The organism is Caballeronia sp. LjRoot31, from assembly GCF_964253885.1.
GTDB lineage: Bacteria > Pseudomonadota > Gammaproteobacteria > Burkholderiales > Burkholderiaceae > Caballeronia.
Genome location: NZ_CAXURX020000003.1, coordinates 1 through 24,721, shown reverse-complemented (window position 1 = coordinate 24,721; position 24,721 = coordinate 1). Strand labels below are relative to the sequence as shown.

The 24,721-nt window shown below is 60.8% G+C and carries 23 protein-coding genes; 17 read left to right on the top strand and 6 right to left on the bottom strand.

Going from position 1 to position 24,721, the window contains the following annotated elements:
* Window positions 1-309: 309 nt before the first annotated feature.
* Together ACSQ8V_RS28895 and ACSQ8V_RS28890 are read right to left on the bottom strand one after the other, a co-directional pair.
* A complete protein-coding gene (locus ACSQ8V_RS28895) occupies window positions 310-1,173 on the bottom strand; it encodes a hypothetical protein (RefSeq protein WP_436208051.1) in 864 nt (287 codons plus the stop codon).
* 55 nt (window positions 1,174-1,228) lie between these two features.
* A complete protein-coding gene (locus ACSQ8V_RS28890; RefSeq protein WP_436208050.1) occupies window positions 1,229-3,502 on the bottom strand; it encodes an alpha/beta hydrolase domain-containing protein in 2,274 nt (757 codons plus the stop codon).
* A 349-nt stretch (window positions 3,503-3,851) separates the two neighbouring features.
* On the opposite strand from ACSQ8V_RS28890, the gene ACSQ8V_RS28885 reads away from it, so the two are divergent.
* Entirely contained in the window at window positions 3,852-4,517 is a 666-nt protein-coding gene (locus ACSQ8V_RS28885) for a GntR family transcriptional regulator (protein ID WP_213763784.1), read from the top strand.
* Window positions 4,518-4,637: 120 nt separating this feature from the next.
* Complete coding sequence (locus ACSQ8V_RS28880) at window positions 4,638-4,823, top strand: hypothetical protein (protein WP_436208049.1); 186 nt, start codon at window positions 4,638-4,640, stop codon at window positions 4,821-4,823.
* Window positions 4,824-4,833: 10 nt separating this feature from the next.
* On the opposite strand, the gene ACSQ8V_RS28875 is transcribed toward ACSQ8V_RS28880, so the two are convergent.
* The 3 genes from ACSQ8V_RS28875 to ACSQ8V_RS28865 all read right to left on the bottom strand — a co-directional run bounded on the left by ACSQ8V_RS28875 (window position 4,834) and on the right by ACSQ8V_RS28865 (window position 7,295).
* A complete protein-coding gene (locus ACSQ8V_RS28875; protein ID WP_436208048.1) occupies window positions 4,834-5,775 on the bottom strand; it encodes an alpha/beta fold hydrolase in 942 nt (313 codons plus the stop codon).
* Window positions 5,776-5,915: 140 nt separating this feature from the next.
* Entirely contained in the window at window positions 5,916-6,473 is a 558-nt protein-coding gene (locus tag ACSQ8V_RS28870; protein ID WP_436208047.1) for a TetR/AcrR family transcriptional regulator, read from the bottom strand.
* Between the two features lie 222 nt (window positions 6,474-6,695).
* The gene (locus ACSQ8V_RS28865) at window positions 6,696-7,295 is read right to left on the bottom strand and encodes a LysE family translocator (RefSeq protein WP_436208046.1); all 600 of its coding nucleotides are present in this window, start codon (window positions 7,293-7,295) and stop codon (window positions 6,696-6,698) included.
* Between the two features lie 851 nt (window positions 7,296-8,146).
* Here ACSQ8V_RS28865 and ACSQ8V_RS28860 point away from each other — a divergent pair.
* The 3 genes from ACSQ8V_RS28860 to ACSQ8V_RS28850 are packed head-to-tail and all read left to right on the top strand — an operon-like array spanning window position 8,147 to window position 10,939.
* Window positions 8,147-10,210: a TonB-dependent siderophore receptor gene (locus tag ACSQ8V_RS28860; RefSeq protein WP_436208045.1), complete on the top strand. Its 2,064-nt coding sequence runs from the start codon at window positions 8,147-8,149 to the stop codon at window positions 10,208-10,210.
* A gap of 38 nt (window positions 10,211-10,248) precedes the next feature.
* A complete protein-coding gene (locus ACSQ8V_RS28855) occupies window positions 10,249-10,746 on the top strand; it encodes a PepSY-associated TM helix domain-containing protein (protein ID WP_436208044.1) in 498 nt (165 codons plus the stop codon).
* 4 nt (window positions 10,747-10,750) lie between these two features.
* Complete coding sequence (locus ACSQ8V_RS28850) at window positions 10,751-10,939, top strand: hypothetical protein (RefSeq protein ID WP_436208043.1); 189 nt, start codon at window positions 10,751-10,753, stop codon at window positions 10,937-10,939.
* 17 nt (window positions 10,940-10,956) lie between these two features.
* Here the strand turns inward: ACSQ8V_RS28850 and ACSQ8V_RS28845 are convergent, their stop codons facing one another.
* Window positions 10,957-11,640, bottom strand: coding sequence for a class I SAM-dependent methyltransferase (locus ACSQ8V_RS28845; protein WP_436208042.1), 684 nt, complete (start codon window positions 11,638-11,640; stop codon window positions 10,957-10,959).
* A gap of 259 nt (window positions 11,641-11,899) precedes the next feature.
* Here ACSQ8V_RS28845 and ACSQ8V_RS28840 point away from each other — a divergent pair, with 259 nt between their 5' ends.
* From ACSQ8V_RS28840 to derI, 12 genes are all read left to right on the top strand, one after another.
* Window positions 11,900-12,877, top strand: a complete 978-nt coding sequence (locus tag ACSQ8V_RS28840) for a sugar-binding transcriptional regulator (protein WP_213763778.1) — start codon at window positions 11,900-11,902, stop codon at window positions 12,875-12,877.
* Window positions 12,877-14,505, top strand: a complete 1,629-nt coding sequence (locus ACSQ8V_RS28835; protein WP_436208041.1) for an FGGY family carbohydrate kinase — start codon at window positions 12,877-12,879, stop codon at window positions 14,503-14,505. The genes ACSQ8V_RS28840 and ACSQ8V_RS28835 overlap by 1 nt, the downstream gene beginning before the upstream one ends.
* The gene (locus tag ACSQ8V_RS28830; RefSeq protein ID WP_436208040.1) at window positions 14,502-16,013 is read left to right on the top strand and encodes a glycerol-3-phosphate dehydrogenase; all 1,512 of its coding nucleotides are present in this window, start codon (window positions 14,502-14,504) and stop codon (window positions 16,011-16,013) included. Before ACSQ8V_RS28835 ends, ACSQ8V_RS28830 begins: the two co-directional genes overlap by 4 nt.
* Window positions 16,014-16,062: 49 nt before the next feature.
* Entirely contained in the window at window positions 16,063-16,995 is a 933-nt protein-coding gene (locus ACSQ8V_RS28825) for a sugar phosphate isomerase/epimerase family protein (protein ID WP_436208039.1), read from the top strand.
* Window positions 16,996-17,021: 26 nt separating this feature from the next.
* Complete coding sequence (locus ACSQ8V_RS28820; protein WP_436208038.1) at window positions 17,022-18,047, top strand: dihydroxyacetone kinase subunit DhaK; 1,026 nt, start codon at window positions 17,022-17,024, stop codon at window positions 18,045-18,047.
* Window positions 18,031-18,675, top strand: coding sequence for a dihydroxyacetone kinase subunit DhaL (gene dhaL / locus ACSQ8V_RS28815; protein ID WP_436208037.1), 645 nt, complete (start codon window positions 18,031-18,033; stop codon window positions 18,673-18,675). The genes ACSQ8V_RS28820 and dhaL overlap by 17 nt, the downstream gene beginning before the upstream one ends.
* Window positions 18,676-18,792: 117 nt before the next feature.
* Entirely contained in the window at window positions 18,793-19,449 is a 657-nt protein-coding gene (locus tag ACSQ8V_RS28810) for a DUF2291 family protein (protein ID WP_436208036.1), read from the top strand.
* Window positions 19,446-20,996: a sugar ABC transporter ATP-binding protein gene (locus ACSQ8V_RS28805; protein ID WP_436208035.1), complete on the top strand. Its 1,551-nt coding sequence runs from the start codon at window positions 19,446-19,448 to the stop codon at window positions 20,994-20,996. The genes ACSQ8V_RS28810 and ACSQ8V_RS28805 overlap by 4 nt, the downstream gene beginning before the upstream one ends.
* A gap of 26 nt (window positions 20,997-21,022) precedes the next feature.
* Window positions 21,023-22,120, top strand: coding sequence for an ABC transporter permease (locus tag ACSQ8V_RS28800; protein ID WP_213763770.1), 1,098 nt, complete (start codon window positions 21,023-21,025; stop codon window positions 22,118-22,120).
* Between the two features lie 24 nt (window positions 22,121-22,144).
* On the top strand, window positions 22,145-23,146 hold the full coding sequence (locus ACSQ8V_RS28795) for a D-ribose ABC transporter substrate-binding protein (RefSeq protein ID WP_436208034.1): 1,002 nt from the start codon (window positions 22,145-22,147) through the stop codon (window positions 23,144-23,146).
* Between the two features lie 130 nt (window positions 23,147-23,276).
* The gene (locus ACSQ8V_RS28790) at window positions 23,277-24,038 is read left to right on the top strand and encodes a triose-phosphate isomerase (protein WP_436208033.1); all 762 of its coding nucleotides are present in this window, start codon (window positions 23,277-23,279) and stop codon (window positions 24,036-24,038) included.
* 41 nt (window positions 24,039-24,079) lie between these two features.
* Window positions 24,080-24,532 carry a D-erythrulose-4-phosphate isomerase gene (derI, locus tag ACSQ8V_RS28785; RefSeq protein ID WP_213763768.1) on the top strand — a complete coding sequence of 151 codons (453 nt, stop codon included), beginning with the start codon at window positions 24,080-24,082 and terminating at the stop codon, window positions 24,530-24,532.
* Window positions 24,533-24,721: the final 189 nt, after the last annotated feature.

Below are 24,721 nucleotides of genomic sequence, written 5' to 3'. Positions count from 1 at the left end.
AAAGGTCAAATATCTGAACAATGGGGTCGAGCAAGACCTGCTGGCATGTCTGCCATTTAATATGATAAGTAATGCTTTGTATATTCGATATTCTCGTCGAAAAAGAAACCATCGACGACAAATTTAGCGCCCGGATCGATGGAGGATGGTGACCTTTCCGCTCGGGTGATGCATGTGAAGGAGAGGTAAATAGCGCTGCGCGAGCGGCGTTGAAACGCGCCAACTGCCGCGCGTGGTGGTATCGGATAGAAGATGGAAAGGGTTCTCGGCGGCCTTCGTTGTGAACCTGCAGTCCGTTGTCGATCGGTCTTACCGCTGAAAATAGATCGCAACAAAACCAGGATTTGCGTTGGTCGCGCCGCTGGCCGGAATGCCTTGCTCAACGAGAAGTGTCTGCTTGGCAGCGTTCTGGAATACCTTCAGGCGAATGGTCTGCGGATTGTCAGCCTGGCTCGCATCGAGATAACCGGCGTCCGTGAGCATCGACGCGGCCTGTGTCGAACTGAAGCTTTGATCGACGATAGTAACTGTCGTGGAGGGGTTGCCGTCGAATACGTTGTCGGAGAAGCTGCCGTCCGCATTGATCGTCAAGGTGGACGACGGCGACGGACTGCCTTCCGCTTTGGCTCCGCAGTTTTCCGAGCCATCAAACACTGCGGCGCTGGCGCCAAGAGCACTCCAGTTTGCATCGGGGGTGGTCGATGCTGTCCAGGAGCCATCCAGCATCACAGCAACACTCTTGATGTTCACGCCGGCGTTGACGCCTGTCACCGTGCCAATACTGTTCGTTGGCGCAGAGATACAGGCTATGCCCGCGCCGGGAACAGTGCCCGGAAAATAGCTCGATACAAGCGGGGTGTTGCCGGCGGCAACGAGCGGCGCGGCCGCAGGACTCACGATCATGGCGTTCACGGTCGTTGTTGCCGGAACGAAAGACAATGATTGCGGAGTGACGCTGCCGAGCATCAAGCTGTCCTGATAGACGATTACGCTCGGCGCGGCCGGTGCAGGCGCACCGGGGTTCGCTGTGTCAGAACTACCTCCGCCCCCGCCGCAGCCATTGAGCGCCATCATTGCGGCAGCGATAAACCCGGCGGCTGTGCGTCTTCTCGTTCCGGTCATCGCTCCATCCTGTTCATCGTGCGTCGCGGTCAGGAAGTCAGGAATCGGCATGGGGAGTCAGCCGTGACGCCGGGTGGCGCCACGATCCGGCTCCCTCATTTTCGCGTCAGGGCAAGGGCAACAAGGTAGGCGAAATGCTTGCGGCGTTGGCAACGAAGACGTTGTCGGCGTCGGCCTGCAACAGATAGCCCTGGCTCACGAGCGCATTGGCCGCTGCCGATACGGCAGCCTGGTACTTCGACCTGCTGGCGCCATAGAGCGTCGTGAGCGTGGCGCGGGAATCCGTCCCGCCTGCTTCTGCGGCAGCGTTCGTGGCTAACGGAATTGCCGCGCCGTTCGAGATGCAGCCGTCGCCTATTGCATGGCCCAACCCGCGGTAATTCCAGCCGGTGTAGGTGGCGAGCGGCACGCTGACATCGGGTACGAGCACGCCGGTTGTCTCGTTGCCGTTGGCATCGACTTTCGGCACAAGAATGGTGTACTGCTGCGCGGTATTGACCACCGGCACGGCGTTGCTGTAGTCGGTCACGAACAGCTGGTTGTACTCACCGTTAAAGGTCAGTTGCAACTGGACTGGGGTGGCCGCCGGTCCGCTCGGTACAAAGACGTTCGTCAGGCTCGGAAACCCGGTAGCGGTCTGGGTTGGCGCTACAAGCGTGCCGGCTGCAACGGTCGGATACTGCGACGCCGGCGGCGGGGTGCCATTGGCGACCCAGTTCACAAGCGCGGGAATAAGCGCTCGCTCGATAGGCGTCTCTTCGACCGGTGAAGCCGGGAACTGGCACTGACTGCCGGTCGCAGGTACGACAAAGTTGCCCGTGGTTACCCCACTGCCGCCGCCGTGTTGCGTTCCTGGCACGAAGTAGTAACGAACATTGGGCGGGAGCTGGATGTCGTTGCCGCGCCCGTCGGTGACCACCAGCGACGCCGCGCCACCCCACCATTCGAACGCGCCGTCGAGTTGCATGATCTTCGGGCAGGTGTTGGTCGCCGAGCATTGCTTGAGCAGGCCATCCGTCGCGCCGCTGACGGGGTCGGTGAGCGTCGCGTAGGTGAACGGAAACTGGAAGCCGGGCATGAAATGGTCTTCATGCTGCTTTGACCAGCGGCCGGGCTGCGCGAATGCCGCGTTGGTCCACGTACGGCGGGCAGCGGAGATGATCGGGAACATGCCGTCGAAAACGATCTTGCCGTTCTTGTCTACATTGAAACCCTCATACAGGAAGTCCTTCATGAACCGGCCCGATTGCGAGATGCCTTCTCCAATAGCGATGTCGAAGTTGGTGTTCTGCGAGCAAGAGGCCGTGGCGCAAGGGGCAGTCTTCAGATCGTTGAGCGGATTGGCGACGCCCTGAGCATCCGTCGAGTCGTATCGAAGGAACGACACCAGGTCGCGCAATGCCGCGAAACCAATGCCGTCGACGGTGGGCGCGGCCGCCATATAGACAAAGCTGTAGATGGTGCCTGCGTCGGGCGCGACACTCGAGCCGTTGGGCCCGGGCACGGTGGCCGGCGGCGTAAACGTCACTGAGTAATTACCCTCGTAGACATTGTTTGGTGTACTGACATAACTCCAGGTGGGTACCGATACCGATGGCGCCGTGTACGTCTGGAATCCACCGGGAATGCTGCCATAAGCTGTCAGCCACGACTGCCGCGCGGTAAACGTCACGGAAGTCTTGTCGTTCAGATTGGCGGGTGCATAGGTCAACGGGATCGTGGTGGCGGGGCCGCCCGCGTAGTCAGGGATGAACTCCTCGCGGCTCAGCGCGGTCATTGGCGTGCCATCCTTGTTGGTCGCAACCGGAAAGCTGGTGCCCAGAAGCCCGGCGCCGGCGAGCGTACTGTTGCCGGTGAGTGGAACATCGCCTTGCCAGCCGCTCCACAGGACGGTGTAGTTATTGCGCAATAGCGAGGGAAAACTGGACGTGGGGGCCGCGCCGGTATCGAGCGCGCCACCGCCAACGAACGAAGCGTCGCCAATTTTGCTGCCGCGGTTGACGACGTCATAGAACAGAACGCGGTTTGCGGTCGATGCGCTCTGGGGCCGCAGGATCACGACATCGGTCGCGTAGGCCACATACCCGTCGGAGCCCACCGGCGCGTTCTTGATGTTCACGATACCGGCGTTGAGCGGATTGTTCGGATCAAGCTCGCCGTGCACGACGGCTGTAATGACCTGATAAGGGCCGGCTGCTCCGGCCGGCGTGGCGCCCCCGAAAGCGGGCGCGCTGGAGATGATCTGGAAGCTGTTGATAAAGCCCGCGCCCTTGCTGGTATTCGCCGAACCATTGTCGCTGTGCCCGCATCCACCGATCAACGCTACGCTCACACCCATCACACTCATTCCCAGTAGTACACCTACTGATTTGACTTTCATGATCAGTTTCTCCGAACATGGCCAGCTTCATGGAACAAGGATCTCGAATCGGATTGCGCTTAAGGACGCCCCACGTCCGCAAACGGAAAGAGATAAGCGACGCCGGTTTCGCATAGGCAAACGGGCGCCCGTTTCTGGCGAGCGCGAGCAAACTTGAAGGACACAATGAACCTCGGGAAGAGGACCATTGAAACCGTCGCAAAAGCTTTGTAAGCTGTGTGACGTTTAGAAATATATTTAAAGGAACCTTGTGTATTTATAATTCTCCCCACCGCATTCTCAACTATCGTTTACGCGTACTGTCTGGCCTTGAGTGCTCCGGCCAACCCGCAACCGTAAAAGGTCGATCATGACGAACAAGCTCACTCGCGCCGATCAGCTTCGCGAATCCATCGAGGAAGACATCGCAACCGGGGTCCTTCCGCCGGGCGCCTCGCTGGATGAGTCCGAACTTACCGCGCGTTTCCAGGTGTCTCGTACGCCAGTTCGCGAAGCGCTTTTGCAGCTTGTTGCAGCCGGCATGGTAGAAATGCGGCCACGACATGGCGCGGTGGTGGCAAAGATCAGCTTGCATCGGCTGATCGAGATGTTCGAAGTGATGGCCGAGCTTGAGGCAATGTGCGGCCGGCTTGCCGCAAGGCGGATGAGCGCCGGGCAACTTGAGGCGCTTGGTGCGGCGCATCTTGCCTGTCTGGAAGCGCGCGATTCGGACGACCCCGACGACTATTACCATTTGAACGAGCGTTTCCATTGCCTGATCTATGAGGGCAGCCATAACAGCTTCCTCCATGACCAGGCGAAGGCATTGCATAAGCTGCTAAGACCGTATAGACGGCTGCAGCTACGGGTGAAGGGGCGCATGACCTCGTCCTTCGACGAGCATCAGGCAGTGGTGGACGCTCTCGCCAAAGGCGACGGCGAAGCAGCTGCTGTCGCGTTGCGCGGGCACATTGTGGTTCAGGGTGAACGCTTTGGTGATTTGATTGCGGCGCTTTCGCAGGTCAGCCATGAGTAGGAGGGCATACACAGGGGGGCTTCCCAAGGCGCTGATACAGGCATACGGGTGAGATACGCAGGTATTTAGTTCGCGGTTGTTTATTCGGTGTCCGAAGATAACGAGAGGCGACCTGCTTGAGTGGCGAACCTTGGTGCGATTCTCGGCGCCCTCTATATTGCGGTTGGCATCGCCGCTATCGCAGGTGGCAGCATCGGCGGATTGCTGTTTGATATTTACCAGAGCTACGGCTTGTTCATCATGATTGCCGGAGGGCGGAAGGCCGCGCTTCCCGTGTTAAGGCCCTCGTCGGAGGCTGTGGAGTGACCGGCTGGGATCAGCTAAAGAAGGCGGTCAGTTCGGCTGCGACCGCTGCCGGTTGTTCTTCCGGAAGAAAGTGGCCGCAGAACGCGATCGTGCCGCCGTGAACGTCTTCGGCAAAAGCCCTGAGCGGAGCAGCCATGTCCGGAATGGACCCTTGGTCGGAGCCTAGCGCCAGCACAGGCATTTTCAATTTTCCCTTGGCGCATAGTGCGCGATTCTGTTGCGCAGACAGGGCTGCGGCGCGGTAATAGGCGAGCCCCGCTCGTAAGCCGCCGTCTTTCTTGAAGACGCGCAGATATTCGTCCACGTCGGCGTCTGAGAATGACTCAGGGTTCGCTGTCTTTCGGCGTAAAAACCAGTCCAGATATTCGCGCTCCCGGCCGGCTATCAGCATCTCGGGAAGGTCGGGTATGGCATGAAACGCGAAGTGCCAGGTGCGCCATGCCCGCTCCGGGGCAATAGGCAAGGCGTCCGGCAAGGTGATGCCCGGAATTCCCGCATCCAGCAACGCGAGCCGCCGGACTTCGTTGCCAAAAAGCGCTGCGTAAGGATAGGCGACCCATGCGCCTACGTCGTGGGCGGCCAGGAAATACTCGCTAATACCAAGTTGCTGAAGCAGGCCGTGAACCATGCCTGCGAGACTCTGTGTGTCGTATCCGTGCGCAGGGCGGTCGGAGTCGCCCTGCCCGGGGAGGTCCAGGGCAACGATCTTATAGCGCTCGGCAAGCAGCGGCATGACCTTACGCCATGCGTACCAACTCTCCGGGAAACCTGCGAGCAGAACGACGGTGTCGCCGTCGGTTCTGCCGCCGGAAACATAATGCAATCTCACACCGTTGACGGTTTCGAAACGATGCTCGAAGCCAGTCAACCTGGCGTCGGACCGGGACGCCGGTAAAGCTTCGATCGTGCGGAGTGCAGGTTGTAATGCTGATTCTGTTTGCGGTTGCGTCATGAGTGGTACTCCTTTCCTAAAGTGAGATCGGTTGCCGCTGCCACGAAGACTGATAGTGAGTGGCTGTCGGTTCCTCTAATGAACGCGGGTTACAGTCCTATCTATATGGAAATAATCGTTTCCTAAATCAGGAAATTTTTTTAAGCAAGCAATCGCATGGCTTGATCGACTGCTGCGATCATGTCGGCGCGCGTGCGCCCGGTCTTGCCGATAACGCGAAAACCTTGCATCAGGCAGAGCAAGACCCGGGCGGTGGCTTCTACGTCTATGTCAGAAGGGATCGAACCGTCGGATTGGCCAAGCTGGATGAGGGTGCGCAACGACGTTTCCACGCGCCGCAAGGCCGTTGTCACTCGTGCGGCCATTTCCGAGTCGAAGGTTGCAAGCTCTGTTGCGCTACCTGCCACAAGGCAGCCGCGCCGTCCTTCAACGCCATGCGACGACTCCGCGTAAAAGGCGAGCATGGCCCTGATCTTGTTGAGCCCGCTCACTTCGACTTCGAGCAGTTGCTGCAGGCGAGCGTTGCGTCGGCTTGTGTAGCGGTCGAAGGCGGCGAGAAAAATCGCGCGCTTGTCGCTGAATGCCTTATAGATACTGCCGGCGGTGAGATCCATCGCCGAGCTGAGATCGGCGATGGACGCGGCGTGGAAGCCTCGTTCACGGAACGTCAGGAGCGCCCCATCCAATGCTTTCTCCATGTCGAACTCGCGAGGGCGGCCCGGACCACGGGGGTGTTTTGACGACTGGAGCAATGTCATATTGGACTTTAATAGGAAACGATCACTTCCCATATTAGGAAATGATCGTTTCCTTGTCAATGGCTGACCTTCTATTTAAGCGCCGTTTGCGAACTGCCCGATGCTGGGATCGTGTCAATTGAGACGGCCAGGCGACGTGCGCCAAGCCTGAACCCATGCCACTTAGTGCAATGCCGCCCACGCAAGAGACAAGGAAAAGGCAGCGAGAATGATCGACGCACAACGTTGCACATGCACCGGACTGATCCGCATCAGGCGGCCGCTACCGAGTTCCGCGCCAAATGCGATCCAGGCCAGACCGATTGGAATCAGCAGGATCGTGAAGATTGCCATCGCTTCCAGATAGGCCGCCAAATTTTCGAACGCGGCCGCAGGAAAAATCGTGCCAGCGAACAGGATTGCTTTCGGATTGAGCAAGGTAGCGATGAACAACACGCGCAGGCCGATCGTCCCTTGCGCCGGCGAAGGAAACGAGTTCGCCGTGTGCCACATGCGGACCGAGAGGTAGGCAAGATATAGACCGCTCGCAATACGCAAGAGCGTTGGTAGCCAGGTTAGCGAGGTAGCCGCATGCGAAAGGAAATATCCCCAGCCTGAAATCGACACGAGATAGCCGGCGAATTCGGCGCCAGTCAGATGAGCCGAGCGCCGGACACCCGACCTCAGACCTGCGGTGGCGAGCAACGTGTTTGTGGGACCCGGCATGACCAACACGATAACGCTACCTAACGTCATCAGTGTGGCGCTTGAAGTTGAAAGCATGGATTGGCGGTCGGAGGGCTGGATTCAGGTTATCGGAAACATTGCGCATTTCAGTACTGTGATAGCTGTGCGGAAAGTCTTCCTTCGGCATTATTTTGCGCAAAGCGGATCGAGAGGTTTTGGATGTGTGGTCGCCGGGAAGCACCCTATTTGTGATTGTCGGCGATCTGGACCGCAATGTCGAACGGTCGAACTGAGCCGCCAGGGCCGCGATGACTCCGTGAAGAACAGGGGCGCGACCTTGGTCGAAGCCCCGCATGGCGCTGGTCAGGCAGCACGGTTCAGGCGGCTAAAGTACTCTAAGCCGATGACGGGCCGTAAGCGCATGAGCGGGCTGTTTCAAAGCATCAAGCGTGAGCCATACGATTCGGATTCCTATGGATTATTCTCCTGCGTAGTGAATTATGGACGCGACGGCCGCCGGCCTAGCCAGCCATTTAAACAAGGCATGGCACTGCCCCGTCGGGAAGTTTCGCGAGCTACGGTGTGGGAGACATTGACATGCTGGTGCTCACTTTCGACCTTTTCCCTGACCGCGGGCCATTGCTCGATAAACACATTGCACGCATCCAGTCTTGTGACGCAAAAGTATCACTTGATTTTTTAAACAAATACGAATATAAACGCGAATCATTCGTATTTGTTAAGTGAATGGGAATGCGCATGTCCTCATGTTGGCCTGAACCGCCGGCATTCGGGATCGCGCTCACACGCTCATTCGGGGGTTTGTATATATGTGTCGCAGAAAAGGGGCGGGCAGGCGCTTGCCGCTTGGTAGAAAAAATAGAAGAGCTCCGCTCGTCAGTGCTTTGCTTGCGGTGGGCTTGTTTGGTATCTCAGCACGGCCTGCGATGGCCGATATAACCGGCAGCGCAGCAGTTCCCACGACTGATGAGTCCAACGCTCCGCAGCTTCCTCAGGTAACGGTCACCAGCCAGCGGGCACACGGTTTTGCGCCCGCATCCGTCGAAACGGGCCCGTATCGTGGAATGGATGTGCTGGACGTGCCCGCAACCGTGAATGTCGTGACGCGCAGCGTGATGGATGCTCAAGGCGACACCGGTCTTTACGACGCGTTGCGCAACGTGGCGGGCGTGACCCGCCAGCAACTCAGCGGTCTTGCTTACGATAACCTTTCCATTCGCGGTGTCCCGCTCGATAACCGCGCAAGCTTCTACTTCAACGGGATCCTTCCGATCGACAACAACATCTGGATGCCGATGGAGGACAAGGAGCGCGTCGAGGTACTGAAAGCGGCGTCCGCGCTCTATTACGGCTTTGCCGCACCGGCCGGCATCGTGAACATGGTGACCAAGCGCGCCGGCACCGAGCCGGTCACGAGCGTGTCGCTACTCGGTGATTCGCGAGGGTCGTATGGCACGCATGTCGACATTGCCCGGCGGTTCGGAACGGACGACCAGTTCGGCGTGCGCGTCAATGCGATGGATGAGCATGTCGAGACACCGATCGAGGGTGATCACGGCTATCGAAAGTTCATCAGCGCGGCGCTCGACTGGCGTGTGAACAGCCGCCTTACACTGCAGTACGATCTCGAACACATCGAGACCAGTGTTGTCGAGCAGGCGGGTATCGTGCCGCTCGCGGCGAACAAGCAGGGCGTCATCTCCCTGCCCGGTATTCCGAATCCGAACAAACTGCTGTCGGGCGCCGGCTATCCGACGCGTTCAAGCGCAGACACGAACCTGTTCCGGGCTAACTACGCTTTATCGGACAACTGGAGCGTGAACCTCGCCGCAGGCGAGTCGATCACACGGCGCGACCGCTGGAACTGGGTCTTCCAGAAATACAACGTGACAACGGGTGCCGGCACCGTGCAGGCCACCCAGCAGAATGGCCAGCGGTATCAGAACGAGACGGTCCGCCTTGAGACGAATGGCGTGTTCAAGACTGGATCGATCAGTCACGACCTGACGATGGGCGTCTCGCAGGACTGGATGTATCAGCCGAATTTCACGTCCTACACATTCACTGCGCCGCAAAACCTTTACAACCCCGTCGACATCACCGCGCTCACGCCAAGCGGCACGCCAAAGCAATTCTTCGCGCAGCATGTCCGCAACGGTGGCGCCTATGTGTTCGATCGGATCGACCTGACTTCGCGGCTGCAATTCATCCCGGGGCTACGGCAATCCGAATACATCACGTCGCAGGCGGGAACGCCCAACTCGGACATCAGCAGGACAACACCATCCGCAAGCCTGAGCTTCAGGGTGACGCCAAACACCAGCGTCTACGCGAGCTATGTCGAGGCGCTGGAGTCCGAAGGCAGCGCACCGGCCACCGCCGAAAATGCCAACCAGATCCTGCCTGCGGGTGTCAGCAAGCAGGAAGAAATCGGCATCCGGACCCGGGTCACGAACAACATGCTTGCGTCGGTGGCGTTGTTCAACCTGCGTCAGCCATCGGCCGATACCAATGCCGACAACGTCTTCGTGACGAACGGCAATGCGCGGTATCGAGGCGTCGAATTTTCGCTGCAAGGGGATCTGACGCGCGATCTGTCGGTCATCGCTTCCGCGGTCTATCTTGATGCGACGCAGGTCGATTCGCCCGATCCGACGCTGGTAGGCAAGACACCTGAAAACGCTGCTCACGTCACAGCGAGCCTGTTTGCCGACTACCGCATACCAGCCGTCGCTGGACTCTCGATCAACGGCGGCCTGTACTACATCGGGCCTCGCGCTGTGAACGATCTCGACCAGGCCTCGATCGGCGGCTATACGTTGTTGACCGCCGGCATGCGCTACACGACGCGCATTTTCGGCAAGCGGGCGACGATCCAGGCGAACCTCGAAAACGCGACCAACAAGCGTTACTGGAGCGCAGTCGGATCGAACCAGATCGGCGTCGGCCTTGGGCGCACGCTCGAGCTTAGTTCGACATTCGATTTCTAGCGCTTCGCGCCTTCCCCCAAGCAAACCCGGACGAAACCATGCACGCAAGCACACTGAAAACCAACGTCGAACCGGCGGCGGGACCCCAAGACAGGGCGCAGAAATCGCGCTCTCGCCGCAGCACCTTTCTTAAGTGGCTGCGCCGCGTCCACGGCTGGATTGGATTGTGGGGCGCGGTACTCGGCCTGCTCTTTGGTGTGACAGGGATTCTCCAGAATCATCGCGCAACGATGAAGATCAAGGTCGGCGGTCAGAGCGTATCGACAATCCAGGTCGCCATTCCGACGCCGCCGCCGAAATCGCCTAACGAGCTTGCGCAGTATCTACAGGCCGAATTGAAGCTCGACCGGCCTGCCGAGCGAGTGACGCGGGAAAAGGCTAAACCCGTCACGTGGGGCGACCAATCCGTGATCCAGCCCGAACACTGGGTGGTCCGCTTCATCGCGCCGCATTATCTGGTCACGGCGGATATGTGGAAAGGTAGCAACGCTTGTCAGCGTCGAACGCCGCGATCAGGGTTTGATAAGCACTCTTGAAGGCTTGCATCGTTCCGAAGGAGCCGGTGTCGGCTGGATCCTGTTTGCGGATTCGATCGCGGGCAGCCTCATTCTGCTGTCTCTCACCGGCGTGCTGCTCTGGACCGAGCTCACTCGCCGCAAAACGATTGGCGCCTCGATCTTCGTCGTGTCTCTCGTAACCATGATCGTATTGGCGTTGCAGTCCGCGTAGCGCGTAGTTGAGGTCAGTCATCCAATCCGATGTGCACGAAACACAACGGATGCTGGCCTGCGAGTTCGCGGGTCTATCGGTTCTTGCAGTGCGCGAAGCGTCAGTCCGCTAGTCCCTATGAGTTCGAGCCACGTGCCCAATGTCCTGAAGTACCAGGGCGGGGCATCGCTGAATTCGGGACCAAACCCTGCCCATGAACCTGTCCGCCAGCCGTCGACGTACGGCAGATCACCGCACGAAATAAGCGGATGCAGCGTTTGTACGATCAAGGCCCCATCCGGCGTGAGCAACATTGGAATGGTCCGCAGCAGACCCTCTACCGATTCCTTGCCGAGCAATGAGAAATTGCAGACCACGACATCGGCGCCAAGTTTGAGCCGCCCTTCTGCAATCTCTTCGTAAGACATCACGCGGCTGTCGATGACGCCCGCCTGCTTCGCGGCAAGGGCTAATGCCGGCACGCCATCTATTGCCGTTACCTCGATCCCATTCTGCTGGAGCGCAAGGGCAAGCCAGCCTTCGCCACAACCGATATCTATAACGGTACGCGGCCTGCACGCGAGGACCGCGTCCAGGATTGCGCGATCGGTCACCAATCGGCGGCTCTCGATTTCGCCGGCACGTACCGCATTCGTCCAGGGCGAAGCGTTCTGCTTCCATGACTCGATTATCTTGCCGTCGCTCAAAGGGTCGATGTTCATCGCTCGTCCGTCCGTCATGCCGAGCGCAAATCATCCCACGCAGCCGGCCTGTTCAAACGGCCATCAAAAAAATCCCTGAACCGCGCCATTGCCGCCTGGACCCTCGATCCAGGCGGCCAAGCTTTCGGGAACATGACGCATATCGAGTAAGGGTTATAGCGGATGGCAACCGAGCATTTGCTTGCTATCCTTGGCAAAGATGAAATAAATTACAGCAGACGAAAAAAAAATCACTTTTCGTTTTGCACGTGGAGAAGACATGACGAAATCCGCCGACAGGCGTGATGCCGAAGACAGTCTCGCTATCAGAGCGGCGTGGTTGCATTACGCCGCGGGGCAGACGCAGGCCGATGTCGCCATGCGCCTTGGGGTAAGCAACGTCAAGGCGCATCGGCTTATCACGCGCGCCAACCAGAGCGGCGCGGTGAAGGTCACGATCGATGGCGACGTGGCGGAATGCGTCGTGCTGGAAGCGGAAATTGCCGACCGCTACGGGCTTGCGTATTGCGAAGTGGTGCCGGATCTGCACGAGGTTGGCCTGCCGCTGCGTGCCTTGGGCGTAGCCGGAGCGCACTTCCTGCAACGCGAGATCGCGGCTCGCCAAGGGGGGGTAATCGGCATGGGGCATGGCCGTACGCTTGCGGCCGTCGTGGCCGACATGCCGCGCATGGATGCCGGCAAGGTGCGTTTCGTATCGCTGCTGGGCGGGGTGACGCGCAACTACACGGCGAATCCGTACGACGTGATCCACCGTCTGGCGGAAAAAACCGGCGCCGTATCTTACGTTTTGCCACTGCCATTTTTCGCCAATACGGCTGAAGACCGGGAGGTATTGCTGTCGCAGCGCGGCGTGCGCGAGGTGTTCGATCTGGCCGCGCATGCGGACCTGATGATCGTCGGTATCGGCACCGCACAGCCCGACGCGCAACTCGTTGCGTCGCAGATGATCGAGCCGGCAGAAATTCACGAAGTGCGCGACATGGGTGGCCTGGGCGAGGTGCTGGGTCACTTTTTCGATCACGCTGGCAAATCGGTTGAAACATCGCTGGCTGCGCGTACGGTGGCCCCCAATCTCGCTGATCTGACCGGCCGGCGAATCGTCGCCATCGCCGGCGGCGCTGAAAAAATAGAGGCGATCCGTGCCGTTCTGAACAGCGGCCTTCTCAGCGGGCTGATCACCGATGAAGCCACTGCCCTGGCGCTGAATGACGGAACACTCAGCGAGGAGGCAGCGTGATGGCTAGCGCCGGACGCGATCTCCTGGTCGGTATCGACGCCGGCACCTCGGTCATCAAGGCGGTGGCCTTCGATCTGGCAGGGCGGCAGATCGCCGTTGCATCGGTTCCTAATCGATACACCACGAGCGCCGATGGCGCAGCCTTTCAGTCGCTGGACCAGACCTGGGCGGATTGCGCGCAGACGCTGCGTGATCTTGGCGCCAAGGTCGAGGGCCTGGCACGGCGCACCGCGGCGGTGGCGGTGACGGGGCAGGGCGACGGTACGTGGCTGGTCGGCGCGGACAACAAGCCCGCAAGCGACGCCTGGCTATGGCTGGACGCGCGCGCCGCAGATACCGTGCTGCGGTTACAGGGCAGCGCGGAAAGCCGTGCTCGATTCGAGGCCACCGGTACCGGGCTGGCGGCGTGCAGTCAGGGCGCGCAGATCGCGCATATGGCGGCAACGACGCCCGAGGTGCTCGATCGCTCCGAAGTCGCGCTGCATTGCAAGGACTGGCTCTATCTCAATCTCACCGGGGTGCGCGCAACGGATCCATCGGAGGCGAGCTTCACTTATGGCAACTTCCGCACCCGGCGCTATGACGACTCGGTGATCGAAGCCCTCGGGCTGACGGCGCGGCGAGGCTTGTTGCCCGAGATCGTCGATGGCACCGAGCTCACCCATGCGCTGTCGCCTGAAGCCGCGGCGGCGACGGGCCTGCTGGCCGGAACGCCGGTGTGCCTCGGATTCGTCGACATCGTGCTGACGGCGTTGGGCGCGGGCATCCATACCGCTGGTGCCGTCGGCGCCACCTGCTCGATCATCGGATCGACGGGAATGCATATGCGTGCAGTGCAGAACAGCGACGTGTACCTGAACGCCGAGAGCACGGGGTACGTCATCGCGCTGCCAATACCAGGCATGTCGGCGCAGGTTCAGTCCAACATGGCTGCGACCCTGAACGTCGACTGGGTCTTGAATCTGGCGTGCGACCTGCTCGCGGAATTCGGCACGCAGCTGTCGCAAGTTGATCGGGTGAAACGCATCGATGGATGGCTGCAAGCCGGCCGTCCGGGCGCGCACCTTTACCACCCCTATATCTCCGATGCGGGCGAGCGCGGCCCGTTCGTGAACGCCAACGCGCGCGCCAACTTCATAGGACTCACAAGCGAAAGCCGTTTCCCGGATTTGTTGCTTGCCGTAGTCGAGGGGCTCGGGATGGCCGCGCGCGACTGCTACGCGGCAATGGGCGGCGCGATGCCGGCGGAGTTGCGACTGACCGGCGGTGCAACCCGGTCGCGTGCGTTGCGCGCGGTGCTCGGCGCGGTGGTTGGCGCTCCGGTGCGAACGTCCACGCGCGAAGAGGCGGGCGCGGCCGGCGCGGCCATGATGGCAGCGGTCGCGCTTGGCGTTTATCCCGACATGCAGGCATGCATTGCCGAGTGGGTCACGCCGCTGTTGGGACCGGTCGAGACGCCCGATCCGGACCTTGTGATGACCTACTCGCAGGCGTTCCCTGTGTACCGGGAGGCGCGACGCGCTTTGGAACCCGTGTGGGATGCAATGGCACGGCAGGCGAGGGGCAGGAGTCATCTCGACGCCATTGGCGCGGTCAGGCAAGAAGTCGAACGGAGGGTGGTGAGATGAGCGACAGCCAGATGGTCGACCTGTTCGTCATTGGCGGTGGCATCAACGGCGCGGGCATTGCGCGCGATGCCGCGGGCCGCGGGCTGTCGGTGATCCTGTGCGAGAAGGATGACCTGGCGCAGGGTACCTCGTCGCGCTCGGGCAAGCTGGTGCATGGCGGGCTGCGCTACCTTGAGTACTACGAATTCCGGCTCGTGCGCGAGGCGTTGATCGAGCGCGAAGTGCTGCTCAACGCCGCACCGCACATCATCTGGCCGATGCGTTTCGTGCTTCCGCACAGTCCGGACGATCGCCCGGCGTGGCTGGTTCGGCTGGGCTTGTTTTTATACGATCACCTTGGCGGACGCAAGAAGCTGTCGGGCACGCGAACCCTCGACCTGCTTCGCAGTCCCGAAGGCGCGCCGATCAAGGACCAGTACCGCAGGGGTTTCGAATATTCCGACTGCTGGGTCGATGACGCGCGCCTCGTGGTGCTCAACGCGGTGGATGCGGCGCAGCGCGGCGCGCAGGTGTTCACGCGCACAGCGTGTACCTCGGCGCGGCGCGAAGGTGGCGCGTGGCGCATCGAGTTGCGCAACACGCGCACCGGCGCCACACGTGTGGTCACCGCCCGGGCCCTGGTCAATGCCGCGGGGCCTTGGGTGGCCGATGTCATCGAGCGCGTGGCAGGCGGTCATTCGACCCGCAAGGTGCGACTGGTCAAGGGCAGCCATATCGTCACGCCGAAGTTCTGGGACGGTCCGCATTCCTACCTCGTGCAGAACCATGACAAGCGGGTGATTTTCATCAATCCCTATGAAGGGGACAAGGCGCTCATCGGCACCACGGATATCCCCTGGAACGGCGCGCCGGAAAACGTGGCGATCGATGAAGCGGAAGTCGACTACCTGCTGGCCGCGGTGAATCGTTACTTCAAGCAGCCGCTGCGGCGCCAGGACGTGGTGCAGACCTTCTCGGGTGTGCGCCCGCTTTACGACGACGGCAAAGGCAATCCTTCAGCGGTGACGCGCGACTATGTGTTCGATCTCGATACCACGGGCGGCGCGCCTCTGCTCAACGTCTTCGGCGGCAAGATCACGACTTTTCGCAAGCTCTCCGAGCACGCGCTGCAACACCTGCGGTCGACTTTTCCTGACATGGGGAAAGACTGGACGGCCACGGCGACGCTGCCCGGCGGTGAGATCGAGAACGCCGACGTGCCGCAATTCATTGCGCGTTTGCAGCGCGAGTTTGCCTGGCTGCCGCGGGCTTTGATGCTTCATTACGCGCGAACCTACGGTGCACGCACGGCGCAGGTGATCGACTCCGCCAACTCGGTTGCCGATCTCGGTCGACAGTTCGGACCGAATTTCTACGAGGCGGAAGTGCGCTACCTCATGACGAATGAGTGGGCCGAGACGGTGCCGGACATCCTGACGCGGCGTACCAAGCACGGACTGCACATGAGTACTGAGCAAACGGCTGCGTTCGGTGCCTGGTTCGACGGCCTCGACAGAAAATCCGCCTGAGCCGAAACACGATCGATCCGCATATAACACGAGACAACACGAGACGAACATGGCTTTCACGCTCGCACTCAACACCAATCCACTGGTGAATCGCTTCGCCGAGCCGGATGATCTCATCGACGCCATCGCGTACAAGATGAAGATCCGCGACGTACAGCTCACGCACGAGTTCATCAATCCATCGTGGCCCGCTGCAGTGACGCGACGTCTGACGCGCCAGGTGCGCGCGGCGATGGCGCGAACCGGCGTGCGGATCACCTCGGGCATGACCGGCCCCTACGGGCGGCTCAACCACTTCGGGCATCCGGATCCCGACGTGCGGCGCTATTACGTCGACTGGTTCAAGACTTTCGCTGACATCACTGCCGATCTGGGCGGCAAGTCAATCGGCACCCAGTTCGCCATCTTCACCTACCGCGACTACGACGATATCAACCGGCGCGAGGCGCTGATCCAGACCGCCATCGATTGCTGGACTGAGGTCGCCGAACACGCCAAGACCGCCGGGTTGCAATACGTGTTCTGGGAACCGATGTCGGTCGGGCGCGAGTTCGGCGAGACGATCGCTGCGTGTTTGGCGCTGCAAAAACGGCTGAGCGCTGCAAACATGGCGGTGCCAATGTGGATGATGGCCGACATAGATCACGGCGACATTACCAGCGCGAACCCCGATGACTTCGATCCGTATGCCTGGGCACGCGCTGTGCCGCGTGTCTCGCCCATCATCCATATCAAGCAGTCGTTGATGGACAAGGGCGGCCATCATCCGTTCACTGCCGAGTTCAACGCGCGTGGCCGTATCCAGCCTGATCCGCTGATCTCAGCGCTTCAGGAAGGCGGTGGAAAGGATAACGAAATATGTCTGGAGTTGTCGTTCAAGGAACGCGAACCGAAGGATCGACAGGTCGTCGAGCAGATCGCTGAGTCGGTGGCGTTCTGGGCTCCGCATTTCGATACCGGCGTTTCCGACCTGAACATTTGAAGGACGTGACTGCGATGCAAGGCGCGATGACACAGAAACTGATCAACGACGGCAATGCCGCCGTCGACGAGATGCTGGACGGCGTGATGGCCGCACACGGCGACTTGCTGCGGCGCCTCGACGGTGCGCCGCGTGCGATCGTCGCGCGCCACGGATCGCGCCCCGGAAAAGTGGCGCTGGTGATCGGCGGCGGGTCGGGGCACGAGCCGACTTTTTTGGGTTTTGTCGGCAAGGGATTGGCCGACGCAGCGGCGGTCGGCAATGTTTTCGCCTCGCCGCCGCCGCAACCGGCTGTTGATGCTGCGCTAGCCACGCACAGAGGTGCCGGGGTGCTGTTCATGTACGGCAACTATGCCGGCGATGTGATGAATTTCGACATGGCCACCGAGTTGCTCGAGTTGGAGGGCGTCGAGGCGCGCACGGTGCTGACCACCGATGACATTGCCTCCGCGCTGCGCGATCAGCGCGAACAACGACGCGGCGTGGCAGGCAACGTGTTCATTTTCAAAGCTGCCGGTGCGGCGGCCGATCTGATGATGTCACTGGACGAGGTGGAGCGGGTGGCGCGTCACGCCAACGCCCGCACCTTCACGTTAGGCGTAGCGCTTGCGCCGTGTTCGTTGCCTCAGACGCGGCGCGCGAATTTTGACATCGCCGCGGGCGAGATGGAAATCGGCATGGGCATTCACGGCGAGCCGGGGATGCGCCGCGAGGCGCTACGTCCAGCCGATGCCGTGGTTGACGAGATCATGGACGCCATCCTGGCTGAGATGGGCCCGGCGAAGGGAGACCGCGTGGCGGTGCTGGTGAACTCGCTTGGCGCAACGCCGCTGATGGAGCTGTACATCATGAACCGCCGCGTCTCGCAGCGATTGGCCGAGGCTGGGTTGATCGTGCATCGCACGCTGGTCGGGCCGCTGTGTACATCGCTCGAAATGGCCGGCGCCTCGATCACCCTGATGCATCTTGACGAGGAACTGCAGCGCTTGCTGGATCATCCGTGCAAGTGCGCGATGTACCAACAGGAGGCTGGCGATGCTGACGACCGGTGACATTGCGCGCTTGTTCCGCCAGCTCGCGGAAACCATTGGCGCGGCGCGAGATGAGCTGTGCCGGCTCGACGGTGTGATCGGCGATGCTGACCACGGTATCGCGATGGCGGACGGATTTGCTGCGGCATCCTCTGCGATTGATGCGCTGTCTGAGGAAGCCACGCTTGCCGATCAATTCAACGCGGCGGCAAAGGGATTCCTGAACGCGGTCGGCGCGTCGTCGGGGCCGCTTTACGCCACCGCGCTCATGCGTGCGGCCAAGGCGGCCGGAGCGCGCGCAGAAATGCCGTTGATCGAAGCGCCGACGCTGATCGTCGCGATGGCCGAAGGTATCCGGTCGCGTGGCAAGGCGGAGCAGGGCGAAAAGACCATGGTCGATGTCTGGACTCCTGCCGCCGCAGCGGCAGAGCAAGGCATGGCGAGCGGGCTGCCGCTGCGCGAGATCATGACGCGGATACGCGACGCAGCAACGGAAGGCGCCGAGTCCACCAAATCGATGGTCGCCACCAAGGGGCGATCGGCGCGGCTCGGCGAGCGCAGTCTCGGACATATCGATCCGGGGGCGGCGTCCGCGACGATAGTACTCAATGTGATCGCTGAAGATTGGGGGCAACGTGGCACAGCATGAACTGACAGACGATAAGCGTGACCGGGACAGTAACCCCTTATGCGCGGTGGATGCGGAAGCATTCAGCACCACGCCAGCTTTGCATTTCCGTAGTTCAGAAGGTCAGGAGGTGTTCCCATGAGCACAATTGCCCCAACGATAAATCGTCGCTCCCGGCGCGGCGTTCGCGCAGCAATCGCCGCAGTGCTGGCGGTGATTCTGATCGTAGCGATGGCCTTGAGCACCAAGGCCGTGAAGATCGGGTCTGCCAGCGATACGCAAGTCAAGACTTTCGATCCCGCTGCCTACGGCGAGGCGCAATTTCCGAAAACACAGGCGGCAATCGAGAGTCGCGCGGTCAGCGCCGACACACTGGCCGCCGCAATTGCGAAGGACCAGGACGCCGCCGGCAAGCAGTACGGCGTGGCAGGCGGTGGCATCGGCCCTGAAATCTCGGTCAAGTTCGACGGCGTGGCAGGCAGTGAGGACAGCGGGATCTATACCGTGAAGGTGCCGAACGTGCCTGACTCGGTGATCATCCGCGTGCAGACCGGCCCGGCGATCAACGGCACCGACTTGCGCGACGCAACCGGCACCATCAGCTTTGAGCAATTCACCAACCAGATCGACTATCAGAACGCCGGATACGCGATCAACACGGCGATGAAAAAGGCGGTGCTGTCGAAGGTCGATGCGGCCAAGCTGACGGGCAAGACCATCTCCGTTGTGGGCGTCTTCCAGTTGATCAATCCGAACGGCTGGCTGGTGACGCCGGTGAAGTTGGACGTGAAATGAGCACCCTGAACCAACCCTCCCAAACCCAACCCGCGGCCGGCGAAGTCCTGCTGTCGGCACGCGACATCGTCAAGTCGTATGGCGGCGTGCATGCGCTGAAGGGTGTGAACTTCGACATCCATCGCGGCAAGGTCACCACTTTGTTCGGCGAAAACGGCGCGGGAAAATCGACCTTGATGAAGATTCTCGCCGGAGTGGAGAGGCCCACATCGGGACATATCGAACTCGATGGTCAGCGCGTCGCTTTTGCTTCGTCAAATGATGCGCGCGATCACGGTATCTCGATCATCCATCAGGAGTTGAGCCTCGCGCCCAACCTCAGCGTGCGCGACAACATCTTCATGGGCCGGGAGCTGCGCTCGGCGACCGGCGTCAACTTCGCCGAAGAAGCACGGCAGGCACGGGCGCTGATGGCCGATCTTGAGGAGGAAATCGACCCATTGACGCGCGTGCAGGACTTGCGCCTGGGCCAGCAGCAGGTCGTTGAAATTGCTCGTGCGCTCTCCGTTCAATCGCGCATCCTCATCATGGATGAGCCGACTTCGGCGCTGAGCGCGTCCGAGGTCGAGGTGCTGTTCAAGGTGATCCGCGACCTGACCAGCCGCGGCGTGTCGATTGTCTACATCTCGCATCATCTCGAAGAGGCGCTGCAAATCACCGACTACGCGGTGGTGTTGCGCGACGGCAGGATGACGGCAACGGCCGAAGCCCGCGATATCGACCTCGCATGGATCGTGCGCAACATGGTGGGAGAGAACTTCGACCTCGGCTCGCCGCCGACAGGCTACGCGTTCGGCAACGTAGCACTGGCTATCGAAGATGTCAGCGTTGCCGATGACGCCGGGTCCGGCATTTCCGTGGTCGATCATTTGTCGCTCGAGGTGCGAGCGGGCGAGATCGTGTGCATCTACGGATTGATGGGGGCAGGGCGCACGGAACTGCTTGAGGCTGTGGCCGGCCGTTCAGCGGTGACCGGTGGAAAGGTCCTTCTCGAAGGCGAGGACATTGCCCCCTTGAGCATCGCCGGGCGTATTGGCAGGGGCCTTGTGCTGGTGCCGGAGGATCGCCAACGCGATGGCCTGGTGCCGACCATGAACGTTGGCGCCAACCTGTCGCTCGCGAGCATCGGCACCTTCGTCAGAGGGTTGCTGCTGTCCTTCTCCCGCGAGCGTGCGCTCGTCGACCAGTCGATCCGGAACGTTCATGTCAAGACGGCGGGCCCGGGCGCACCTATCGGCTCGTTGTCGGGCGGCAACCAGCAAAAGGTTGTCATCGGCAAGATGCTCGCCACGCGTCCAAAAGTCATTCTGCTCGACGAACCCAGCCGTGGCATTGATATCGGCGCCAAGGCAGAAGTCTTTCGCCTGCTCAGCGAGAGCGCCACGAAAGGCCTGGCCGTGGTGTTTTCCACGTCCGAAGTGGGTGAATGCTTGAGCATCGCACATCGCATCGTCGTCATGCGCCGCGGCAAGATTTCCGCCGAATTCGGCACCGATGCCACCAAAGACCAGATCATGGCCGCCTCCGGCGAAGCCGTGGTGATCTGATCATAGAAATGCCTGGAGACCTGAACATGAACGACTCCGCCAAAACTTCCACGTCAACCCGCGCCAGCCGGTTCGGCGACGGTTTCGACATCGGCAAGATGCTGCTCGAAGGACGTGCATTCTTTGCGCTGATCGTGATCATCATCGTATTTTCGTTTCTCTCGCCGTATTACTTCGCAGTCGAAAACTTCCTGACGATGGCCTCGCATGTGGCCATCTACGGCATCCTCGCAATTGGCATGCTGCTGGTGATCATCAACGGCGGAATCGACCTGTCGGTCGGGTCCACGCTCGGCCTGTCCGGCGTGGTCGCGGGGTTCTTCCTGCAGGGTGTGACGCTGAACCTGTTTGGCGTCGTGCTGTATCCGGCGGTCTGGGTCGTGGTGGTGCTGTGCTGTCTGCTTGGCGCTTTCATCGGCCTGGTTAATGGCGTGCTTATCGCGCGCTTCAAAGTGCCTGCGTTCGTCGCCACGCTCGGGGTGATGTATGTGGTGCGGGGACTTGCTCTCCTGATGACCAACGGCCTGACCTACAACAACCTGGGCGGCCACGCGGATCTGGGTAATGTCGGATTCAACGGGCTTGGCTTTGATCGTCTGTTCAATGTTCCCGTCGGCGTCCTGATCCTCGCGGTCATCGGGATCTTGGGCAGCGTCATGCTTACCCGTACGGCCTTCGGTCGCTGGCTCTACGCCTCCGGCGGCAACGAGCGCGCAGCCCAGCTCTCCGGCGTTCCGGTGAAAAGAGTGCAGATCAGCGTGTACATGATGTCCGGCGTCTGTGCCGCCATCGCCGGGTTGATCCTGTCCTCGCAGCTCACGTCCGCAGGTCCGACGGCCGGCACGACCTATGAACTGACGGCCATCGCCGCCGTGGTGATCGGAGGCGCGTCACTGATGGGCGGCACCGGCAACATCCGCGGAACGCTGCTCGGCGCCTTCGTGATTGGTTTCCTGTCCGACGGTCTCGTGATCATCGGAATTTCCTCCTACTGGCAAACGGTGTTCACCGGCGCGGTCATCGTGCTCGCGGTGTTGCTCAACGCCATTCAATATCGCCGCCGTGTCAAGCGTCCTGCGCCGACCGCCGGTCAACCCACTTCTCCACAAGGCGGCAAGGCCTGAGCCGTGCCACCGGACCCGAGAAGAATGTCTTATCCCGACGCCATCACTAATCAAAAAAGGAGACTTACCATGACAACCAAGAGAAGAACCCTGCTGCTCGCCGCCGCCGTCGCCTTGGCCGCGCCTTTGTTCGCAAGCCAGGCTCATGCGGCGGGAGGGCTCGTGACCATCATCGTCAACGATCCCTCGAACCCCTACTGGCTCACCGAAGGCAACGTTGCCGCCGCCGAGGCGAAGAGGCTCGGATACACCGCGAACGTTGCGGCTTCGAAGGGCGACACCAACGCCGAGAGTCAACTGATCGACACCGCCATCACCAACAAATCGGTCGCGATCATTCTTGATCCCGCGAACGCCAGCGGGTCCGTTGGTGCGGTGAAAAAAGCGGTGGCCGCCAATATTCCGGTTTTCCTCGTCAATGCCGAGATCAACCAGGAGGGCCTGGCCAAGGCGCAGCTCGTTTCCAACAACGCACAGGGTGCGGCGCTGGGCGCGCAGCAATGGGTGAAGGACGTCGGGTCGAAGGGCAACTACGTCGAGCTGCTCGGCTCGCCGTCCGACAACAATGCCGCCACGCGTTCCAACGGCTACACGTCCGTGCTCAGTCAGTATCCCGATCTGAAGAAGGTCGGATCGCAAGTGGCTGACTGGGATCGCACCAAGGGCTTTAACGCCATGCAGAGCCTGTTGCAAGCGCACCCGGACATCATTGGTGTGATCAGCGGCAACGACGAGATGGCGCTGGGTGGGATTGCCGCGCTTAAGCAAGCGGGCAAACTCTCGAGCATCAAGGTGGGTGGTTTTGACGGTTCGCCGACGGCGGTTGCAGCGGTCAAGGCCGGCGAGTTGCAGTACACGGTGCTGCAGCCGGTTGCGACATTTTCGGTCAAGGCGGTGCAGGAGGCCGATCAGTTTCTGAAGACCGGCAAGACGGGCGCCAAGACTGAAAAGCAGCTCTTCGATTGCATTCTTATCACCAAGGCCAATGTGGATAAGTACACCTCTGCATTTACGCTTTCGAAGTGATGCTACGGCTTGAACCCGCAGCGCGCCGAAGGGCGCTTGCGGTTTTTCACCCTGCGCGCCGGGGTAGTCCGACTCACCCCGGCGCGGCGTGCAGCAGCACCAGTTCGTGCATCTGATTGACGACATCATCATGACCCATTCCCCTTTCTGGATCGGTACCAGCTGGAAAATGAACAAGACCCTGGCGGAGGCCCGCGCTTTCGCCGAGGGTCTGCTCACCGGCACCGCCGACCCGCGGATGCAGCGCTTCGTGATTCCGCCCTTCACTGCGATCCGCGAGGTCAAGGCAATACTCGCGGATACCACGGTGAAGGTCGGCGCGCAGAACATGCACTGGGCCGATCATGGCGCCTGGACCGGCGAGATCTCACCGTCGATGCTGGTCGATTGCGCCATGGATCTGGTCGAACTCGGTCATTCCGAGCGTCGCGAACATTTTGGCGAGGCCGATGCCACGGTAGGACTGAAGGTCGAGGCGGCGGTGCGCCACGGGTTGACGCCGCTGATCTGCATTGGCGAGACGCTTGCCGATCGCGAAGGCGGGCGAGCAGCCGACGTGCTGGCTGCCGAAGTACGCGGCGCGCTGGCTCGATTGAAGCCGGAACAACACACGGCCCCGATCCTGCTCGCGTACGAGCCGGTTTGGGCTATCGGCGAGCGCGGCATACCGGCCAGTGCCGACTATGCCGATGCTCGCCAGGCGGAGATCATCGCGGTGGCGCAAGACATTCTTGGCCGCCGTGTACCGTGCCTTTATGGCGGCTCGGTCAACCCCGGCAACTGCGCCGAACTCGCTGCCTGCGAACATATTGACGGACTGTTCATTGGGCGCTCTGCCTGGGACGTGAATGGGTATCTGGACATCCTGGAGCGTGTCAGGGCGGTGCTCTGAGCTGTCCGCATGCGTGGAACTTCAAACTGAAGGAGATCATCATGAAACTTGCAATTGCCGGAGATAGCGCGGGGGCGGGACTGGCCCATGTGCTGGCTGAACACCTTAAGGACCGCTTTGAGGTTTTTGAGGTTTCGACCAATGAGGCAGATCCGAAGGAGTTCTATGCGAATTTGTCTGACCGTGTGGCTTCGGGCGTGATACGCGGTGATTACGACCGGGCTATTCTGGTCTGTGGCACGGGGATCGGTGTCAGTATTTCGGCTAACAAGATACCGGGAATCCGTGCTGCGTTGTGTCACGATACCTATTCGGCGGAACGAGCGGCGCTGTCGAATAATGCGCAGATCATCACGATGGGTTCGCGGGTGATTGGGACGGAGGTGGCCAAGAGCATTGCCGATGCTTTTCTGGCGCAGGCCTTCGATGAGAATGGCCGTAGCGCGGGCAATGTGGCGGCGATTAATGAGGTTGATTCCAAGTACCATCGGTGAGGGGCCCGGGCGCGGGCGCTGTCGCCGGAGGGGTTTTGTGGTGGGGGGATGGGATGTTGGGGTTAGGGGTATGCGCCGGGGTAGTGGTTTCAGTGTTAGCGGTCAGGGGTTGATGCCGGGGTGGTCGGTTCTGGGGTTAGCGGTCGAGGTTAATGCCGGGTTGCTGCTTTCGGCGTTAGCGGTCTGCCT

Bases quoted from the DNA above. Each gene is read 5' to 3' on its own strand.
- ACSQ8V_RS28895 (WP_436208051.1), bottom strand. From the start codon at position 1,173: ATGCCGATTCCTGACTTCCTGACCGCGACGCACGATGAACAGGATGGA.
- ACSQ8V_RS28890 (WP_436208050.1), bottom strand. From the start codon at position 3,502: ATGAAAGTCAAATCAGTAGGTGTACTACTGGGAATGAGTGTGATGGGT.
- ACSQ8V_RS28885 (WP_213763784.1), top strand. From the start codon at position 3,852: ATGACGAACAAGCTCACTCGCGCCGATCAGCTTCGCGAATCCATCGAG.
- ACSQ8V_RS28875 (WP_436208048.1), bottom strand. From the start codon at position 5,775: ATGACGCAACCGCAAACAGAATCAGCATTACAACCTGCACTCCGCACG.
- ACSQ8V_RS28870 (WP_436208047.1), bottom strand. From the start codon at position 6,473: ATGGAGAAAGCATTGGATGGGGCGCTCCTGACGTTCCGTGAACGAGGC.
- ACSQ8V_RS28865 (WP_436208046.1), bottom strand. From the start codon at position 7,295: ATGCTTTCAACTTCAAGCGCCACACTGATGACGTTAGGTAGCGTTATC.
- ACSQ8V_RS28860 (WP_436208045.1), top strand. From the start codon at position 8,147: ATGGCCGATATAACCGGCAGCGCAGCAGTTCCCACGACTGATGAGTCC.
- ACSQ8V_RS28855 (WP_436208044.1), top strand. From the start codon at position 10,249: ATGCACGCAAGCACACTGAAAACCAACGTCGAACCGGCGGCGGGACCC.
- ACSQ8V_RS28845 (WP_436208042.1), bottom strand. From the start codon at position 11,640: ATGAACATCGACCCTTTGAGCGACGGCAAGATAATCGAGTCATGGAAG.
- ACSQ8V_RS28840 (WP_213763778.1), top strand. From the start codon at position 11,900: ATGACGAAATCCGCCGACAGGCGTGATGCCGAAGACAGTCTCGCTATC.
- ACSQ8V_RS28835 (WP_436208041.1), top strand. From the start codon at position 12,877: ATGGCTAGCGCCGGACGCGATCTCCTGGTCGGTATCGACGCCGGCACC.
- ACSQ8V_RS28830 (WP_436208040.1), top strand. From the start codon at position 14,502: ATGAGCGACAGCCAGATGGTCGACCTGTTCGTCATTGGCGGTGGCATC.
- ACSQ8V_RS28825 (WP_436208039.1), top strand. From the start codon at position 16,063: ATGGCTTTCACGCTCGCACTCAACACCAATCCACTGGTGAATCGCTTC.
- ACSQ8V_RS28820 (WP_436208038.1), top strand. From the start codon at position 17,022: ATGACACAGAAACTGATCAACGACGGCAATGCCGCCGTCGACGAGATG.
- dhaL (WP_436208037.1), top strand. From the start codon at position 18,031: ATGCTGACGACCGGTGACATTGCGCGCTTGTTCCGCCAGCTCGCGGAA.
- ACSQ8V_RS28810 (WP_436208036.1), top strand. From the start codon at position 18,793: ATGAGCACAATTGCCCCAACGATAAATCGTCGCTCCCGGCGCGGCGTT.
- ACSQ8V_RS28805 (WP_436208035.1), top strand. From the start codon at position 19,446: ATGAGCACCCTGAACCAACCCTCCCAAACCCAACCCGCGGCCGGCGAA.
- ACSQ8V_RS28800 (WP_213763770.1), top strand. From the start codon at position 21,023: ATGAACGACTCCGCCAAAACTTCCACGTCAACCCGCGCCAGCCGGTTC.
- ACSQ8V_RS28795 (WP_436208034.1), top strand. From the start codon at position 22,145: ATGTCTTATCCCGACGCCATCACTAATCAAAAAAGGAGACTTACCATG.
- ACSQ8V_RS28790 (WP_436208033.1), top strand. From the start codon at position 23,277: ATGACCCATTCCCCTTTCTGGATCGGTACCAGCTGGAAAATGAACAAG.
- derI (WP_213763768.1), top strand. From the start codon at position 24,080: ATGAAACTTGCAATTGCCGGAGATAGCGCGGGGGCGGGACTGGCCCAT.